Genomic DNA, 15,620 nt, shown 5'->3' with positions numbered 1-15,620 from the left:
TTTGTGGGCCGTGGTCAGCTCGTCATTCGGTGAAGCCGAGCTGCTTGCCGCCCAGGACCCCAGACCTGGGTTTTCCGGGCCCCCTAGTGCGGATCGACCAAACCGGCCACAATGGCATGCATAATCAGCATTTTGGTATCCATGAGCGGCCGGCAGCCACCCTTGAGGGTCCCATCCGCCCTCTCTGCAAGGGGTAGATGGGGTGCCTCCCTGCTCATGGGGGCTGTGATCTTCAGCGCAGTGCCAGTACTGGGCCTGCGCGCTGAGCAGGTTGTGGATTTGAAGGACGAGTATCAACAACAGGCGGGCAATCAGGAGGCGCGCAAGAAGGCCATCCAGCGCTTAGAGCAATGCACAAGCATTGAAAAGAAGTTCAGCGAATACGACCTGTACCGCTCTGCAACAAGTAGCAAAACCTATGGGGTGGATCTCAGGGGCCGCATCTGGACCATCAAGCGTGATCCAGTCAAAGGCTGCGGATTGCAGACACAGAATCGTCTCAATATGCCTGAATACACGGTCGATTTTCAAGGCAGGCGAACATGGGGCACCTTTTACTATGAAGACAGTAAACTTTGCCTGTATTCACGCGAACCCAAGCGCAAAGTTGCCAAGCGCTGCTATGAGCCAGTTGGTGTTGTCAATAAGTTGGCGCCCTATTTCTTGAACTAAACGAGAGCAATTCTGCCCCTGTCACCTATGGCCCTTCATGTCTCGACTGCTGGTCTTCCATGATCTTCCCGGCAACAAGGAGAGGGCAGAGCCGTGGCTCTCTTGGCAAACCTGCATTGACACCCATCGATACTCAAGGCACACGAGAAATCCAAACAAGAGAAAGACATTGGATGCAATCACAAGCAAGACAGCAAGCGCCAAGGGGAATCAGGTGAAACGCCCCCGCTTTGCGCAAAAGCAAGGGCGCCAAATGGCAATCAGTCGAAGATCGTTAACCCTATCTGGACTGTTGCTTGCAGCGCAGGTAACCCTGCTTCCAGGCTCATCCATGGCCCGTGTCATGGATGGATTTTTCGCGTACTGTACATCCAATAATGATGGAACAGGGGAATGTGTTAACGAAGAAGATGGCCGGAAGATAACGTGCCTGATTGTGCCGGGGCAAATCATTTCTTGCCCAGCGGCATCCAGATCTCTGGAATGCGTGTGGATCAGCGGCATCACAGCCAATCAAGCACAGTTCTGGTGCGATCCAGAAGACGAGGCCGCTCTTTATGGAGCAGCAATAGGCGATGCATTGCCGAGGGCCCTCGACAATGTGCTGGAGGGAGGCTCTGGCTCGGCGACCAATGGCGAGGCGCCTATCAAAAACACCTTCGAAGACGAATTCTAAGTGGATGTATGCCCAAAAAACACAACCGCGTCAAATGCTTTCCTTGCCTTTTATGGCAGGCGATGGGTCTACAATGGCAAGTGTTCACCTGGCGCGCTCAGAGCCGCCAATCTGAGCTTGCAACCTGAGGTCGGTCAGCGGTGCTGGCGCGATAATCCGCCTGATCGGGAGACCTCCCGAAGATTATTATACTTTTAGCAGTCAAATAGTGCCTTAACAGCGATGTCCCGCCTAAATCGATCATCACTGCGTCAGCGTGGATTTGGCAACACCAGATCCGAATCCTCTCAAGGCCACAGCAGAACGCCCCAGCTGCAGCTGTATGAGAAGCAGGTTGCACCACTACGCAAGCTGGGACGGCTCCATGATGCCGAGCCATTTCTGAGATTGCTGCTTCAGTCGCAATCCAATCTGCCTGAGGTCTATCGCGATCTCGGCGAACTTGCAGCACAGCGTGGAGACACTGACCAAGCAGCCCAATGGCGTGATGCCTGGCTGGAGCAGGCCAGCACGAGGCCTGAACTCAGATGGGAGCAGGGTTGTGCCGCCGAAGCCCTGGGACGCATGAAGCCAGCCTTGGAGCACTTTCAGTGGCTTCTGGAGCAGCAACCCCATCACCTGGGAGCCATCCAGCACTCCGCTCGCCTGCTGCTGCGCTTGGGAAACAGCAGGCAGGCCCTGCCACTGTTCGAAGATTGGCTTGAGCAAGCGCCGAGCGACCCTGAGGCTCGCGTTTGCCTGTCGCTATGCCTATTTGAACATCAGCAAAGCCAGGCAGCTGAGGCCCTGCTCAGTGAAGTGCCTCAACGATCTGGTGCGAACGCATCATCTGCCTGGCTGCAGCTGGGCCGCGCCATTGAGGCGCGGCTGTTGCAGAACAAGGGCCAAGAACAACAGGCCTTGAGCCTGGCCCAAGAGCTTCTGCTGGACGCTGAAACCAGAGACAGACCCTGGCCACTGCAGCGATTGCTCTGCCCGCTGCTACTCGAACAGCAACGGCTGGAGCTGCTGCAACCGGTGCTTGAACAAGCCCTTCAGCACCAACCGGAGCAGCCTGACCTGTATGCGCTGAAAGCGGAGTGTCTGTTGCTGCAGGGGCAACTGCGTGCTGGGTACGAAGCGTTTGATCAGCAGCGAAGGCTGTTGGAGGCCCAGGGGCAGAGCCTTGGGCATGGTTGTTCGCTGCCCAGATTTGAGGTTGGAGTGAGCAAGGGGCCATTGGCCTTGATCGGCACAGGCACCCTCGGCGACACGTTGCTTTTGAGTCGTTATGCGCCCTGGCTGCAGGAACAGTTGCCGATCCCGGTGCAGCTGTTCGTACAACCGCCTCTGCTGGCCCTGCTCCAAACAGCACTCAGTTCAAGCATTGCCGTGAAGTCGTTAGCGGCCTTGGCGCAGCAGCACTGCGGTGAAGCGCTGCCACTAGCCAGTTTGCCGGGCCTGTTCGGCAGCTGCACGGAACACCCTTCGCTGGGCACTCCAAACCTCACGGCCGATCCAGCTCTGATTCAGCAATGGCAGGATCGCATGCACCTGTCGACCGATGAACGGCTCGTGGGTTTGAACTGGCATGGCTCTGCTCTGCAGTCACTGTTGGAGCGGCAAAGCAGCAATATTCCGCTAGAGACATTCCAGCCCGTGAGCGAGCTGCCAGGGGTGCGGCTGCTCTCGCTGCAAAAGGGAATCGGACAGGAACAACTGGAGACCTGCAGCTTCCGCCATCGGTTTGTGAGCATTCAAGGCGACGTGAATCGCGTGCAGCGGCTGGAGCACATGGCCGCCTTGATGAGCCTCTGCCACTGGGTGGTGACAGATGACAGCGGACCTGCCCATCTCGCTGGCTGCCTGGGGATTCCCGGTGTGGTGCTGTTGCCGCAGCGTATTAACTGGCGCTGGGGGAGCCCCGATGCCGATCGACATCCGTGGTATCCGAGCCTGAAGCTGATCCGCCAGCAACCGCAACAGGCTTGGTCTGAACTCGTGGCTGAAGCAACCGCCTGGTTGACAGGGCAGCTCACCAAACCGCAGGTCACTCACGAGGAGCCCGCAAACGGAACCAGCACGGATGGGGGATTCCTTAACCACCAGTCTTGACCTGGAGATGCCCCATAAACGGGAAGCGCCACACTCCTGATCGAACGCATCCGCAAGCTCGGTGGCTGCCGCTGCGCGGTAACGACCAAAACCCGTCCCTTTCAATCGGATCGGTGGAGAAGCTCTGGCCAGGGCTGGTTCCGGTCTCGGTGTCGGCCGCAGGAGCCCTGCCCAGCCGGCCGTTGCAAACAGAGCGTTGCCGCGCCGTTGCACCACTGCTATGCTTCAGGCAAATACGAGTATCCATGTCTCTCATGGGGCCACCGGCGCCGTCTCGAGCATGTCTCCGTCGCGCAAGGCATTGCGTCCCTCTTGGGCAGAGCCTTGCTGCGGTCTTGCGGCTTGGATTTGTCGGTTTTTGCATGCTTGGCGGCCCCTTGCCTGGATTTGCGCAATTTGTAGGCGTGACCGGCGGGCTGCGCATGGTGACTTCCGACCCTCAGTCGCTCTATGCCAGAAAAGCTGCCCAATCGGGCACCAACAGCTCAGGCGGAGCATCAAGCACAGGCGGTGGCTCTTCTGTAGCGGAAACCGAGCTCATCCTCTCCGACGGAACCATTGCGGCCCAAGGTGTTTCCGGAAATACGCGAACAGAGGTGTCTCACAAGGGATTCACCACAGACGGCAGTTTGATTCTTGGTCCATCAACTCTTGAAACGTCCGCGTTTGCCTTGGCCAATCCAGCCGCAGATCCAGCTGTTGAGCCAGCTTTGATCAATTACTCCGCTTACACATCCCTGTTTCTCGTTAGGGAAGCAAGGTCAGCGAGCCCATCATTTATTAATAGCTTCTCCCGATCACTGCGATGAAAAAACTTCTCCTGGCTGCAGTTGCCCTCGTTGTTCTTGCACCAGCCCAGCAAGCCTACGCCCAAGCCACTCAGACCAACACAAATTCTAGTACTGGTACAACCAATCGGTTGTCAGTTACGATTTCCAACACTAACGGCGTGTCATCATCTGCAACGATGACTCCTAATTTTGATGTTTACACATCAGCGAAGCTCATTGTGGGTCCGGATAGTACGTCGTTCCAAGAAATCACCGACCCAACGGCAGTTCTGAGTAACACTGGCAATACGCCAGGATCAACGACGTCATCTGCTTCGGGAGCAGCACAGGGAGCTTCTTCAATCGGTAATCTCAAGTATGGAGAGGGAACCGCTTACGAAGTAAGAATTACACCCAAGGATATCGAAGGTCAACCCAAAGATACTTACAGCACTGCGCAGGGATCTGCTAGCGGAAGCGTCACCACCCAACTCGTTATTGACTCAACCAGTTCAAATTTTGTCAATTCTTTCTTCTCTTCTTTCTAGGCAATGCAAGCCGAATGTCAGATCAAGTCTGCTTTTCGTGGGCTGCTTTTATTGCTGCTGTTAAGCTCTATTCCGTTGTCAGCCCAAGCGCAAAACAATACTGAGGGAAATAACAGCCCAATTTCCACTACGGGCACAGCAAGTCCATCGGCAAACGTAACCACAGCTACCACGGGAGGAACGAATATCAACTACCAAACAAATAACGCTTATAACAACGAAAACGGCTTTGCCCCCGGTATTTTTTGCCGTACGCCCACGATGTATGTTGGGGGAAACTATGGAAATGCAAATCAAGTCAATTCTGATACCATCAGTACGGTGAGTAGGGCTCAAAGCGGTAACTATTCAGCAAATATCGGAGTGCTGGTTCCATTTGGTTCAACCGTTCTTAAAAACTGTGCAGAGCTTGCCAATCAAATCACCATCGATCGCAAGATTTCGACTGAACTCTCGATGATTCGAGCTTGCGCATCCCTGGAAAAAGATGGCATTGCAGTTGATCCAGAGGTGTATCCACTTCTCGAAAAATGTGCCCAGACAAAAGTTCTCAAGTCCATACCAAGGACAAGCGCAAGGCCTAACCCAACTCCATTGATTCCGCAGCCAACTCTAAAAGCCCCTAAAACCAACAAAAGCTGAAACCACTCGTGCGGCTTCTCCAAGCAATTACCCACGCCATTGCTGGATCGGTTGCAATCTTGGTGTTCAGCCAGGTCAAGAGCACGGCAAGCATGCAGACTCTCTTGGCCCAATCATTTGATTCAGATACTACCAATATCTACTGCACGTCCAATCAAGATGGAACTGGTGAATGTATCAACAGTGATAACAACTCTATTGTTGACTGCACTCTGATACCCGGGCAGGTTATTACTTGCCGAGACAGTCAAGATCAGCGATTGTCATGTATTAACTACGGCTCGAACCAGAGCAGCCAGGGCTATTTTCAGTGCTCGCCAAAGAACGAGTTAGATCAAAACTAGTCGTAGTCACGCATCTGCCAAGAGATATCTCGTGTTCTATGCCGGTGAAACCGTCGTGGCGCAAATTCTTCGCAATCATTTTTTCTGTTAGGAGAGAAAGTTGTCAACGTTGGCGGCTAGTTGCCACCAGCATCACCCCAGAAGCACCCAGGGATTGCCTCATCAGGACAGGTTGGAAAAAACCAAGGCTATGCCGGTGGCTCAATCCGATCGAGTGCAGGGTTTAAAAAGTATCGCTTGCTACATTTGAGTCGAATTTAAGCATTCCTACCCATGGAATGCAGCAGCATATGCGCAAAACAGCTGCTAATATGCATCTGTCGGGTTCGAGCATGCCTCCGCTTTCTTCTCAAGTGGACGCCCCCGAAAACCCGGCAGACCTGTCCAATCACATCCGACGATGAAAAACCGTCTTCTTCTTGCAGCCGCTCTGGTTGTGGGTGCCGTTTCCGGCGCTAAAGCTGAACCCATGTTCAACATCCAAACCCCTACCGCGGGTTCGGTTGTCTTTACCGGTCAAGGTACCGCCCAATTCAACAACTCGTTGGGCACCAACAACAGCTTTAACGTTGGCTCGAGCACCAACCTTGGTGTGAACGCGTCGGCTTCTTCGACGATCGATTACGACTCGAGTGCATCCGCCGCTCTGAACCTGGCCGGCACCAGCACTCTGCAGCAAACCATCGGTACCTCCAGCAGCGCTGCAAACCAGCAAGCCGCTTCTCAGGCATCGGCGATGAGTGCCTCGACTGCCGCCCGGGAATTCGCAAATTCCTCCACATTTGGTATGGAATGGACCGCGGCATGGGCTGCGGAATACGGCGACACCCAGGGTAACGGTGCAGAATGGGAAGCCCAATCCAGGGCTGAATGGCAGGCAGGTTGGGAGAATAAGTATACTGAAAACTACGATACTTCCTATAAAACGGCCATGGAGGCGTCTACGTCTTCATCGTCTGCTCAGAGCGCCACTGGCATCATCTCTGGTGAATTCACCACCACGGAAACCGGTAGCAACTCTGCAGCCTTGGCTGCTCTGAACAATAGCTTCGAGAGCGGTGCTGCAGCCGCTGCTGACTTCGCAGTCGGCGCTTCCTATAATGCCGGTGGCGACTACGCTTCGGAAGCCGAATATAATGCTGCGTATGAATCTGCTTACCAGCAGGCTTATTCGCAGGCATATTCACAAGCCCAGGCAAGTTCAGCGCGTGAAAGCAGCAGCACTGTCGAAGTCGGCGGTATTGGTGTGATCGCAAACGTGAACGCAGCTGGTACTTCTTCCTTCACGGCAGACGTTGCTCGCAACGACACCACCTCCTCGAACAACGGTACGGGCAACGGCGCTGCCGGCGCATCGCTGTCCACCTCGTCGTTCGCGACTCAGTCCAACTCCACCAGCGCATCTGCCTTCATGCAGGCCTTTGGTGCTTCTGGCGCTGGTCAATAGTAAGAGCGAGCGCAATAGGCTCGTTCTATTGCCGCTTGTTTAACCAAAGTGGGGCTTCGGTCCCACTTTTTTTTACCCGTTCTTGCTTCATCTCAATGATTCGCACCCGGCTGGCAATAATTATCTCTATTGCGTCTCCACTTGTTGGGGTGCTTTGCCTGACTTCGTACAGGCAATACAATACTGTTGTGCAACATACTGGCAATCCAGCTCAGCAAGTCGCTCTCAAGCCAAAAATAAGCAAGCAAGATCAAACGAAGGGCAATAGCTCTGATTTGATCGGGCCCCCACTCTCTTCGCTTTCGGCCTCTGATGAAGCGGTAGATCGACATCCGCCTGCTCCACCTGTTGCTATAAGTCCGGGATCAACGGATCTATCGTTGCAATCAGGCACCAGCCAGCCTTTAGCGGCAGATTCCCAGTTAATACCACCACAAGACTCCCTTCAGATTCCACCGACCGAATCGAACAATCAAGCAGCAACGCGTCAACGAGGAGAAGCCAAGCGCCTGAAGGAACTCGAGCAGCAACGCCTCGTTGCTGTCCAGCAAGCTGCTCAACAGGCCCAAGCGGCGCAGCAAGAGCAGGCCAGGGTGGAGGCCAAGCGCCAGCAAGAGGAGCTGCGCAAACAGCAAGAGCAACTGGCGTTAGCAGAAGCCAAGCGCCTAAAAGAGCTCGAGCAGCAACGTCTCGTTGCTGTGCAGCAAGCAGCCCAACAGGCCCAAGCGGCGCAGCAAGAGCAGGCCAGGGTGGAGGCCAAGCGCCAGCAAGAGGAGCAGCGCAAGCAACAGGAGCAATTGGCGTTAGCAGAAGCCAAGCGCCTAAAAGAGCTCGAGCAGCAACGCCTCGTTGCTGTCCAACAAGCTGCTCAACAGGCCCAGGCGGCGCAGCAAGAGCAGGCCAGGGTGGAGGCCAAGCGCCAGCAAGAAGAGCAGCGCAAGCAGCAGGAGCAACTGGCGTTCGCAGAAGCCAAGCGCCTGAAGGAGCTCGAGCAGCAACGTCTCATTGCTGTCCAGCAAGCAGCGCAACAGGCCCAAGCGGCGCAGCAAGAGCAGGCCAGGGTGGAGGCCAAGCGCCAGCAAGAGGAGCAGCGCAAGCAGCAGGAGCAACAGCGACTTGCAAAGGCGAAATATCTTGAACAACTGGAGCAGCACAGGCAAATCGCAATTCGCCTTTCAGAGCAGCTTGCGTCTAAGAGCCAGGCTGTTCACGATCAAGCCAACAAGCTGGTTCTTCCTAAGCTAGAGCCTGAACAGCCGGCCTTGAAGCTGCAGGAAGCCCTGCGACATGTGCCCAGTAATCAACAGGCGCCAATCACAAATTCCTCAACTGAGGAGAAGCAAGGCGTTCGGATTGCCAGCAGTGCGTTGAATGGATTGGTGAATCCAGCCTCTCTCGGTGCTTCGCTCATAAATAATGCCCAGTTGGATTTTGTTGATCGCGACGGCCAGGGTCAAGAAGCAGTCCTTGCGAATCAATTTTTGCTTCGAGGCGACTATAGCGAGTCGATCCGTAAGTACGATATAGCTCTTGCGGCCAAGACGACCGACTCATCCTTGTATCTCAATCGCGGCAGGGCTCGTATCGGTAATGGGGACTCTAATGGAGCCATTAAAGACTACGACACTGCTTTGAGCTTGAATCCGAAGGATTCATCCATTTACCTGGCACGGGGGCAGGCCCGTGATCTGCTTGGCGACAAGCAGGGTGCCTTGGAAGATCTCAACCGTGCCATTGAGCTGAATAAAAACTTCGTAGCAGCTCTGAAACGGCGTGGCGCCCTTTGGGCAGAACTTGGTGACAAGGAAAAAGCTATCAAGGATTACACTCTGGCCATCGCGCTAAATCCATCAAATCCAGAATCGCTTTATGCCAGGGCCACCCTGAGAGAGGAAACTGCATCACAGGCAGAAGCGATTTCTGACTATACCAAGATCATTGAAGTTTTTCCTGCGCATGCTGCCGCTTACTTCAGGCGCGGCAGGCTGAAGGATGAGCTCGGGGATACGAAGGGTGCCATTGGCGATTACGACAACTCGCTTCAGATTAGTCCCTCGCAGGCCAATGTTCTCAATAATAGGGGTCTCGCTAAGTCAAATCTAGGCTATTCTTCTGGCGCCCTCGACGACTTTAATAAAGCTATCAGCCTCAAGCCAGACTATTCAATCGCCTTCAATAACCGCGGAGCTCTGTTCTTCAAGACTGGCAAGCTTCAAGCAGCCATTTCTGATTACACCAAGGCTATCGAGATTAATCCATCCTATGCGTCCGCCTATTCCAATCGAGGCATTGCTTTGGAGGCCGTGAACAATCTCGCATCTGCTTGCCGTGACTGGCGCAAAGCAGCCAGTCTTGGAGATCAAGATTCCCTTGCATGGGCTACATCTCAATGCAGCCGGTAACCATGGTTAATCCAGGCGGAAGGGCTGGAACCTGGCTTTCTTAGTTGCAGGAATCTGAGTTGGTCTGTGATGTGGACTGAAGCATGCAAGCATTGTCGGGAGGGTCTGATTTCCAGGTTCCTCGGTTGTCAGACCACACAATTGAGTTGTTCCCTCTGGGGCCATAGTTTTGATCTGCTGGTTGGGGGAAGTCTCTCGCGTGCACTCCGCCGACCAATGACTCAAGAGCGGCAGGATTGATGGAGCTGCCCAGAACGCCGCCCTGAATGTCGGCGTTAGGGCTCAGCTGGGAAGGCCCCTGAAGGAGATTCAGCGTTTCAGGTGGGTTGGCCTGCTGCAAGGACAGAATCCCGCTGGCATCAGGCAGGATTGGGTCTTGAAGCCCTGGCTGGCTGCTGACCTCCAGCGGTGCCAGGAGGACCGTTGCCGTGAGGGCAGAAGCAGCTATGGAGCCAAAGATCTCGAGTTCCATGCCAGCACCGGCTCCGCGACCAACTTTTTCCCATCATATGCATATGTCAATCCCTTAAGTGGCTAGAGGGGCATTTCTTTGGCATTGGATGCGGTACGGGGTGGGTCGGTTGCTGGTGCCTCGTGATCCGAGCCCGCCATGCACCCCGCACTGTGGTGGAACCGGTGTTAGGCCAGATCAAGGGAGCCAGAGGTTTGGATCGCTCCTGCTTATGGGGCCTGGAGTCAGGTGAATGGGCCATGGGCCCTAATGGCCACCGCCCACAGCGTCCTCAGGCTTTTCGGGTATCTCGGAAGCGCACGGGCTCAATGATCGCTTCCTGGTCTCAGCTCAATGTCCGACACGCTCCTGGGAGCATGTGTATGGTCTTGACTCCCTGGTCACCTCGTCTCCCTAACCCCCGAGGTACGCGGCCCGCAGGCTGGGGTTGGCCAGCAGTTCCTGGGCGGGGCCCTGCAGGGTGAGCTGGCCGGCTTCCAGTACGTAGCCGCGATCGGCGATCTCCAGGACGGCCTGGGCGTTCTGCTCCACCAGCAGCAGGGTGAGGCCTTCGCAGTGCAGCTGGGCCAGGGCCCCCATCACCTCGCCCACCAGCTTGGGGGCCAGGCCCAGGCTGGGCTCATCCAGCAACAGCAGCTCCGGCCGGCCCATGAGGGCCCGGGCAATGGCCAGCATCTGCTGCTCGCCGCCCGAGAGGGCCCCCGCCAGTTGGCTGCGCCGCTCCGCCAGGCGAGGGAACAGCCCGTAGCAGCGCTCCAGGTCGGTGTGGATGGCGGCGGTGTCGCGGCGCAGATAGGCGCCAAGCATCAGGTTCTCCACCACGCTCTGGCGGCTGAGCACCCGCCGACCCTCGGGGCAGTGGCCGATGCCCAGTTTCAGCAGTCGATGGGCCGGGACTCCCGCCAGGCTGCCCCCGCGCCAGAGGATCTGGCCGTGGGCCGGCACCAGGGCCGAGATGGCCCGCAGGGTGGTGCTCTTGCCGGCACCGTTGGAGCCGAGCAGTGTGACCAGTTCGCCGGGGTATACCACAAGATCGATGCTGCCCAGCGCTCGCAGGCTGCCGTAGTGCACGCTCAGCCCCTGGAGCTCCAGCAGGGGGGTGTTCATTAGGCGCTGCCTCCGGTGCCTGTGCCGAGGTAGGCCTCGATTACCTGGGGGTCGCGGCGCACCTCCTCGGGCGTTCCCAGGGCGATGCGCACGCCGAAATCCAACACGGCCATGCGGTTGCACAGGCGCATCAGCAGCGGCACGTGGTGCTCGATGATCATCACCGTGAGCTGGTGGCGTTGGCGCAGCTCTCCGATTAGCTGGCAGAGCTGGTCTTTTTCCGCCGGGTTGAGGCCGGCGGCGGGCTCATCCAGCAGCAGTAGGGATGGGCCGGTGGCCAGGGCCCGGGCCATCTCCAGCCGGCGTCGATCGCCGTAGGCCAGGGTGCCCGCCTGTCGTTCGGCCAGGGCGGTGAGCCCCAGTTCCTCCAGCAGCTGCCAGGCCGCCTCCAGTCGCTGGCGCTCGGCGCGCTGGTGCCCGGCGCTGTTGAGCAGTCCGCCGAGGGCACTGCTGCGGGGGCGGCGCTGCAGTGCCACCAGCAGGTTCTCCAGTACCGAGAGGCCATCGAACAGGCGCAGGTTCTGAAAGGTGCGGGCCAGGCCGAGGCGGTTGAGCCGGTGCGGCGCTTGGCCGCTGATCGGTTGGCTGCGCCAGAACACCGAGCCGCCTGTGGGTGGAGTGACCCCCGAGATCACATTGAACAGGGTGGTTTTGCCGGCGCCGTTGGGGCCGATCAGGCCGAAGATCTCGCCCGGCTGCACGGCGAAGTTCACCCGATCCACGGCCAGCAGCCCGCCGAAGCGCCGGCTGAGATCCCGCACCTCCAGAAGGGGCTGGCTCATGGCTGTGCATTCTCGGTTTTTCGGCTGGCGCCACTGCGCAGGCTCCAGCCCCCCAGGCGCTCCAGCAGGGCCGGCGTGACGAGTCCCTGGGGGGCCAGTACCGGTCCCAGCAGGATCACCAGGCCGAACAGCACCAGGCGCACATCGCCCACCGGCCTCAGTAGCTCCGGCAGGGCTGTGAGCAGCAGGCCTCCCACCACAGGTCCCAGCCAGGTGCGTGAGCCCCCCAGGACCACAAAGGCCAGGGTGGTGATGCTGGTGTCGAAGGAGCCCTGACGGGCATTCCAGGTGTTCAGGAAGTGGGCGGCCAGGGCGCCGGTGCTGCCGGCCAACATGGCGCTGAGCACAAAGGCGGTGAGCTTCACCTGGGTGGTGTCGAGGCCCATGCAGCTGGCGGCCAGTTCGTCGTGGCGGATGGCGGCCATGGCGCGGCCCAGGGGCATCAGCTCCAGCCGTTGGCAGAGCCAGCCCGCCAGGGCCAGCAGTGCCAGGGCGGGCAGCAGGTAGCCGGCGGCGGTGTCGAAGGGCTGGGGGATGGCGAAGATCCCCACGGCTCCGCCGGTGAAGGGCAAATTCAGGATCGCCACCCGCACGATCTCCACAAGGGCGATGGTGGCAATGGCCAGGTAGATCCCCTGCAGCCGCAGTACCAGGCGCCCCACTAGCAGGGCCAGCAGCCCGGCCAGTACCCCCCCCAGGGCCATCTCCAGCAGCAGCGACGGCACTGGAAACCCACCATTGGCCGTCGCCCCGAGGGCACTCCAACGGGTGGAGAGCAGGGCGGCCAGGGTGCCGCCCACCGCGTAAAAAGCCGGCGTGGCGAGCGAGAGCTGCCCCGCCGCCAGCGGCAGATACACCGACAGGCCCAGCAGGGCGCCCATCAGCATCTGCACCAGTAGGCCGTTGTCGATCACGGGGCGGCCCTCCTCATACCTTTTCCACCGTGCGCCGGCCCAGCAGGCCACTGGGGCGCAGCAACAGCACGGCAAACAGGATGGCGAAGGCCAGGGCATCGCGCCAACCGGAGGCCGCGCTGGGCACCAGGGCCTCCGCCAGGCCCATCAGCAGCCCGCCGGCGATCGCTCCTGGCACGCTGCCCAGGCCGCCCAGCACCAATACCGCCAGCCCCTTGAGGCCGTAGCCGATGCCGAAGTAGGGGCCTGGCAGGCTCACGCTCACGCCGATCAGACCGCCGCCCAGTCCCGCCAGGGCACCGCTTAAAAAGAAGGCCAGCCGCACCATGGCTTCGCTGTTGATGCCGAGCAGCTGGGCGGTGGTGGCGTCTTCCGCCACGGCCCGCAGGGCCCGGCCGCCCTTGCTGCGCTCCAACCAGAGGCTGAGGGCGAGCACGGCGCCGGCGGAAGTCAGCAGCAGCAATAGCTGGATCGTGCGGATGCGGGCGCCGGCGATCATCAGGGCACCCGGCAGGCCGCCCAGAGCATCGGTGCCATGGGGGAAGGCGTAGCCCTCCGCCCCCATCAGCAGTTGCAGCAGGTTCACCACTACCACACCGGCGCCGAGGCTGGTGATCAGGGCCAGCAGCGGCTCGGCGTTGCGCCGCCGCAGCGGCGCGAAGGCCACCCGCTCCACCAGCAACCCCACCAGGCCGGAGCCGGCCGCCGCCACCAGCAGTGCCAGCCAGAAGGGCAGCCCGCCCGGTAGCCCCCAGCCCGGTAGGGCTCCGTTGACGCCGATCTTGCCGCCCATCAACAGAAAGGTGAGGTAGCCCCCCACGGAAAAGAGCGCGCCCTGGGCGAAGTTGATCACCCCGAGCACCGAGAACACGAGCGTGTAGCCCAGGGCCACCAGGGCATACACGCCGCCACTGGCGGCGCCGTTGAGCAGGAGTTGCAGCAGGGTTTCAATCACGGCTGGTTCTCCTGCAGTTGCAGCTCGCGCACTAGGGCGAAGCGGCCATCGCGGCCGCCGGGCGCCATCCGCACCTCGGCCACATAGAAGCGATCCTGCCGCACCTCACCCTCGGGGCTGAACCCGATCGGACCCAGGGGGGTGGCGTAGGTGCCGCTGAGCAGCTCGCTCATCAGGTTGGCGCGGGCCTGGCCGAGGGTCACACCCGTGAGGCCGCCCTTACGCTGCAGCCGCTGGATCGCTTCAAACAGCACCTGGTAGGCGGCGAAGGCCTGGGCGGTGATCTGCGGCGGTGGCCGATCGCCGTGGGCCTGCCCGAATAACTGCTGGAAGCGACGGTTGATCGGCGTGTTGAGTTCGGGGCTGTAGGCCTGGGCGATCAGGATGCCGTCGCACCAGCGCTGGCAGATCGGGTAGATGTTCGGCGTGTTGAGGCCATTGCCCACCACGATCTGGCCGCGGTAGCCCAGCTCCCGCAGCTGGCGGATCAGGTTGCCGCCGGCCACTGCCTGCACGGAGAGCACCACCAGCTGGGGCTTGAGCTGCAGGGCGGAGGTGATTGGCGTCTGAAAGTCGTTGTCGGCCAGTTGGGTGCGCTGCACCGTGATCGGGTTGAGTCCGCGGGCGGCGAGGGCCTTCTGGAAGATGGCCACCTCGGCGGTGCTGTAGGCGTCGTCCTGGGCGTAGAACACGGCCACGCGCCGGATCGAGGGATCGCGGCGCAGGGCCTCCTCGATCGAGAGCGGTGCAATCACCGAGCTCTGGGCTGACACGCGGCTGATGAAGTGGCCGATCTCGGGAATGCCCTTGGCGGTGTTGGAGGGAGCCACCACCGGCACCCCCTGGCGCTGGGCGATCGGATCGGCGGCGAAGGCCTGCTGGGAGAGGGTGGGACCGATCAGGGCAATCACCCCCTGGCGGATCAGCAGGTTGAAGGCGGCGATGGCGCTGGGCTCATCGGAGGCGCCGTCCTCCAGTTGCAGACGCACGGGCCGCGCAGGAGCTCCAGTCTGCTGGGCCCAGCGCTCCGCTAGGGCCAGGCCCATGCGCTGGTCCTGGCCGTAAAGGTTGGCGTTGCCGGTGAAGGCAATAGCGGCCCCGAGGGTGAGCGGTCCGGCCGGGAGCGGTTTGGCGGCCGGATCACTGCTGCGGCCCAGCCAGGCCAGGACGCCGATGCCCGCTGCCAGCAGGGCCGCCAGCCGGAGGGCACCGCGCTGCTGGCGCTCGATCGGGCCGGAGCTGCCAGCGGTCGATGGCGGGGAGGAGGTCGTCATCGGCACGGCATCGCTGCGGATGCTGGGCGCTGGCGTGGGCGCTGTCAACCGAGGGGCTGATGAGGGGCGGCACTCGGCGCCGATCTGCGGGAACCCTTCAGAGGAGAGGTTGTTGTGTGTTGCCATGGCCGATCAGCCGCGCCCCGCTGGTCTGATCCAGCGCTACCGCGAGGAGCTGCAGCTGCGGCACTACGCCCAGCGCACGGTGAAGACCTATGAGCAGTGGCTGCGGCGCTTCCTGCGCTTTCACCACCGGCGCCACCCGCGCACGATGGGCAGTGCCGAGGTGAATGCGTTCCTGAGCCATCTCGCCGTGGACCTGCAGGTGAGCCCTTCCACCCAGAACCAGGCGCTGGCGGCCCTGCTGTTCCTCTATCGCGACCTGCTGGGGATGCAGGGCTGATTCAAAGTGTGGTCACGGGTTGAGCTCTGGTTGTCGTCGCGCCATCGCCAGCAGTGCCTTGATGTCATGCATCACCGCTTGCAGGCCCTCGCGGATCGAGTCGAAACCGGCCAGGCGC

At 59.7% G+C, this 15,620-nt stretch carries 16 protein-coding genes and 1 pseudogene; 10 read left to right on the top strand and 7 right to left on the bottom strand.

The genetic code is table 11. The features are described 5' to 3' along the window. The first annotated feature begins 216 nt into the window (after window positions 1-216). Together KBZ14_RS14285 and KBZ14_RS14280 are read left to right on the top strand one after the other, a co-directional pair. The gene (locus tag KBZ14_RS14285; RefSeq protein ID WP_255119017.1) at window positions 217-672 is read left to right on the top strand and encodes a hypothetical protein; all 456 of its coding nucleotides are present in this window, start codon (window positions 217-219) and stop codon (window positions 670-672) included. 37 nt (window positions 673-709) lie between these two features. Next, window positions 710-1,348 carry a hypothetical protein gene (locus KBZ14_RS14280; RefSeq protein WP_255119016.1) on the top strand — a complete coding sequence of 213 codons (639 nt, stop codon included), beginning with the start codon at window positions 710-712 and terminating at the stop codon, window positions 1,346-1,348. A gap of 342 nt (window positions 1,349-1,690) precedes the next feature. On the opposite strand, the gene KBZ14_RS14275 is transcribed toward KBZ14_RS14280, so the two are convergent. Beyond that, window positions 1,691-2,056 (bottom strand): hypothetical protein, encoded by a 366-nt coding sequence (locus KBZ14_RS14275; RefSeq protein WP_255119015.1) that lies wholly within the window; start codon window positions 2,054-2,056, stop codon window positions 1,691-1,693. Between KBZ14_RS14275 and KBZ14_RS15960 the strand changes: the two are divergent. From KBZ14_RS15960 to KBZ14_RS14245, 7 genes and pseudogenes are all read left to right on the top strand, one after another. Continuing rightward, a pseudogene (locus KBZ14_RS15960) lies at window positions 2,027-2,101 on the top strand (hypothetical protein); the annotation flags it as partial. The gene KBZ14_RS14275 and the pseudogene KBZ14_RS15960 overlap by 30 nt on opposite strands. A 45-nt stretch (window positions 2,102-2,146) precedes the next feature. Next, window positions 2,147-3,442 carry a glycosyltransferase family 9 protein gene (locus KBZ14_RS15875; protein WP_255119014.1) on the top strand — a complete coding sequence of 432 codons (1,296 nt, stop codon included), beginning with the start codon at window positions 2,147-2,149 and terminating at the stop codon, window positions 3,440-3,442. 362 nt (window positions 3,443-3,804) lie between these two features. Further along, the gene (locus KBZ14_RS14265; RefSeq protein ID WP_255119013.1) at window positions 3,805-4,251 is read left to right on the top strand and encodes a hypothetical protein; all 447 of its coding nucleotides are present in this window, start codon (window positions 3,805-3,807) and stop codon (window positions 4,249-4,251) included. Beyond that, entirely contained in the window at window positions 4,248-4,760 is a 513-nt protein-coding gene (locus KBZ14_RS14260; RefSeq protein ID WP_255119012.1) for a hypothetical protein, read from the top strand. Before KBZ14_RS14265 ends, KBZ14_RS14260 begins: the two co-directional genes overlap by 4 nt. Before the next feature lie 3 nt (window positions 4,761-4,763). Continuing rightward, on the top strand, window positions 4,764-5,402 hold the full coding sequence (locus KBZ14_RS14255) for a hypothetical protein (RefSeq protein ID WP_255119011.1): 639 nt from the start codon (window positions 4,764-4,766) through the stop codon (window positions 5,400-5,402). 744 nt (window positions 5,403-6,146) lie between these two features. Continuing rightward, window positions 6,147-7,193 (top strand): hypothetical protein, encoded by a 1,047-nt coding sequence (locus tag KBZ14_RS14250; RefSeq protein WP_255119010.1) that lies wholly within the window; start codon window positions 6,147-6,149, stop codon window positions 7,191-7,193. 95 nt (window positions 7,194-7,288) lie between these two features. Beyond that, window positions 7,289-9,595, top strand: coding sequence for a tetratricopeptide repeat protein (locus tag KBZ14_RS14245; protein WP_255119009.1), 2,307 nt, complete (start codon window positions 7,289-7,291; stop codon window positions 9,593-9,595). Window positions 9,596-9,635: 40 nt separating this feature from the next. Here the strand turns inward: KBZ14_RS14245 and KBZ14_RS14240 are convergent, their stop codons facing one another. From KBZ14_RS14240 to KBZ14_RS14215, 6 genes are all read right to left on the bottom strand, one after another. Beyond that, window positions 9,636-10,067 carry a hypothetical protein gene (locus KBZ14_RS14240; protein WP_255119008.1) on the bottom strand — a complete coding sequence of 144 codons (432 nt, stop codon included), beginning with the start codon at window positions 10,065-10,067 and terminating at the stop codon, window positions 9,636-9,638. A 393-nt stretch (window positions 10,068-10,460) separates the two neighbouring features. Beyond that, entirely contained in the window at window positions 10,461-11,174 is a 714-nt protein-coding gene (locus tag KBZ14_RS14235; protein WP_255119007.1) for an ABC transporter ATP-binding protein, read from the bottom strand. After that, window positions 11,174-11,956: an ABC transporter ATP-binding protein gene (locus KBZ14_RS14230; RefSeq protein ID WP_255119006.1), complete on the bottom strand. Its 783-nt coding sequence runs from the start codon at window positions 11,954-11,956 to the stop codon at window positions 11,174-11,176. The genes KBZ14_RS14235 and KBZ14_RS14230 overlap by 1 nt, the downstream gene beginning before the upstream one ends. Beyond that, the gene (locus tag KBZ14_RS14225) at window positions 11,953-12,870 is read right to left on the bottom strand and encodes a branched-chain amino acid ABC transporter permease (protein ID WP_255119005.1); all 918 of its coding nucleotides are present in this window, start codon (window positions 12,868-12,870) and stop codon (window positions 11,953-11,955) included. Before KBZ14_RS14225 ends, KBZ14_RS14230 begins: the two co-directional genes overlap by 4 nt. A 13-nt stretch (window positions 12,871-12,883) precedes the next feature. Further along, window positions 12,884-13,825: a branched-chain amino acid ABC transporter permease gene (locus tag KBZ14_RS14220; RefSeq protein ID WP_255119004.1), complete on the bottom strand. Its 942-nt coding sequence runs from the start codon at window positions 13,823-13,825 to the stop codon at window positions 12,884-12,886. Further along, on the bottom strand, window positions 13,822-15,225 hold the full coding sequence (locus KBZ14_RS14215; RefSeq protein ID WP_255119003.1) for an ABC transporter substrate-binding protein: 1,404 nt from the start codon (window positions 15,223-15,225) through the stop codon (window positions 13,822-13,824). The genes KBZ14_RS14220 and KBZ14_RS14215 overlap by 4 nt, the downstream gene beginning before the upstream one ends. On the opposite strand from KBZ14_RS14215, the gene KBZ14_RS14210 reads away from it, so the two are divergent. After that, on the top strand, window positions 15,224-15,502 hold the full coding sequence (locus KBZ14_RS14210) for a phage integrase N-terminal SAM-like domain-containing protein (RefSeq protein WP_255119002.1): 279 nt from the start codon (window positions 15,224-15,226) through the stop codon (window positions 15,500-15,502). The genes KBZ14_RS14215 and KBZ14_RS14210 overlap by 2 nt on opposite strands. The last annotated feature ends 118 nt before the right edge of the window (window positions 15,503-15,620 follow it).

The organism is Synechococcus sp. HJ21-Hayes, assembly GCF_024345835.1.
Classification (GTDB): Bacteria; Cyanobacteriota; Cyanobacteriia; order PCC-6307; family Cyanobiaceae; genus Vulcanococcus.
This window is presented reverse-complemented; position numbering and strand designations above follow the sequence as displayed.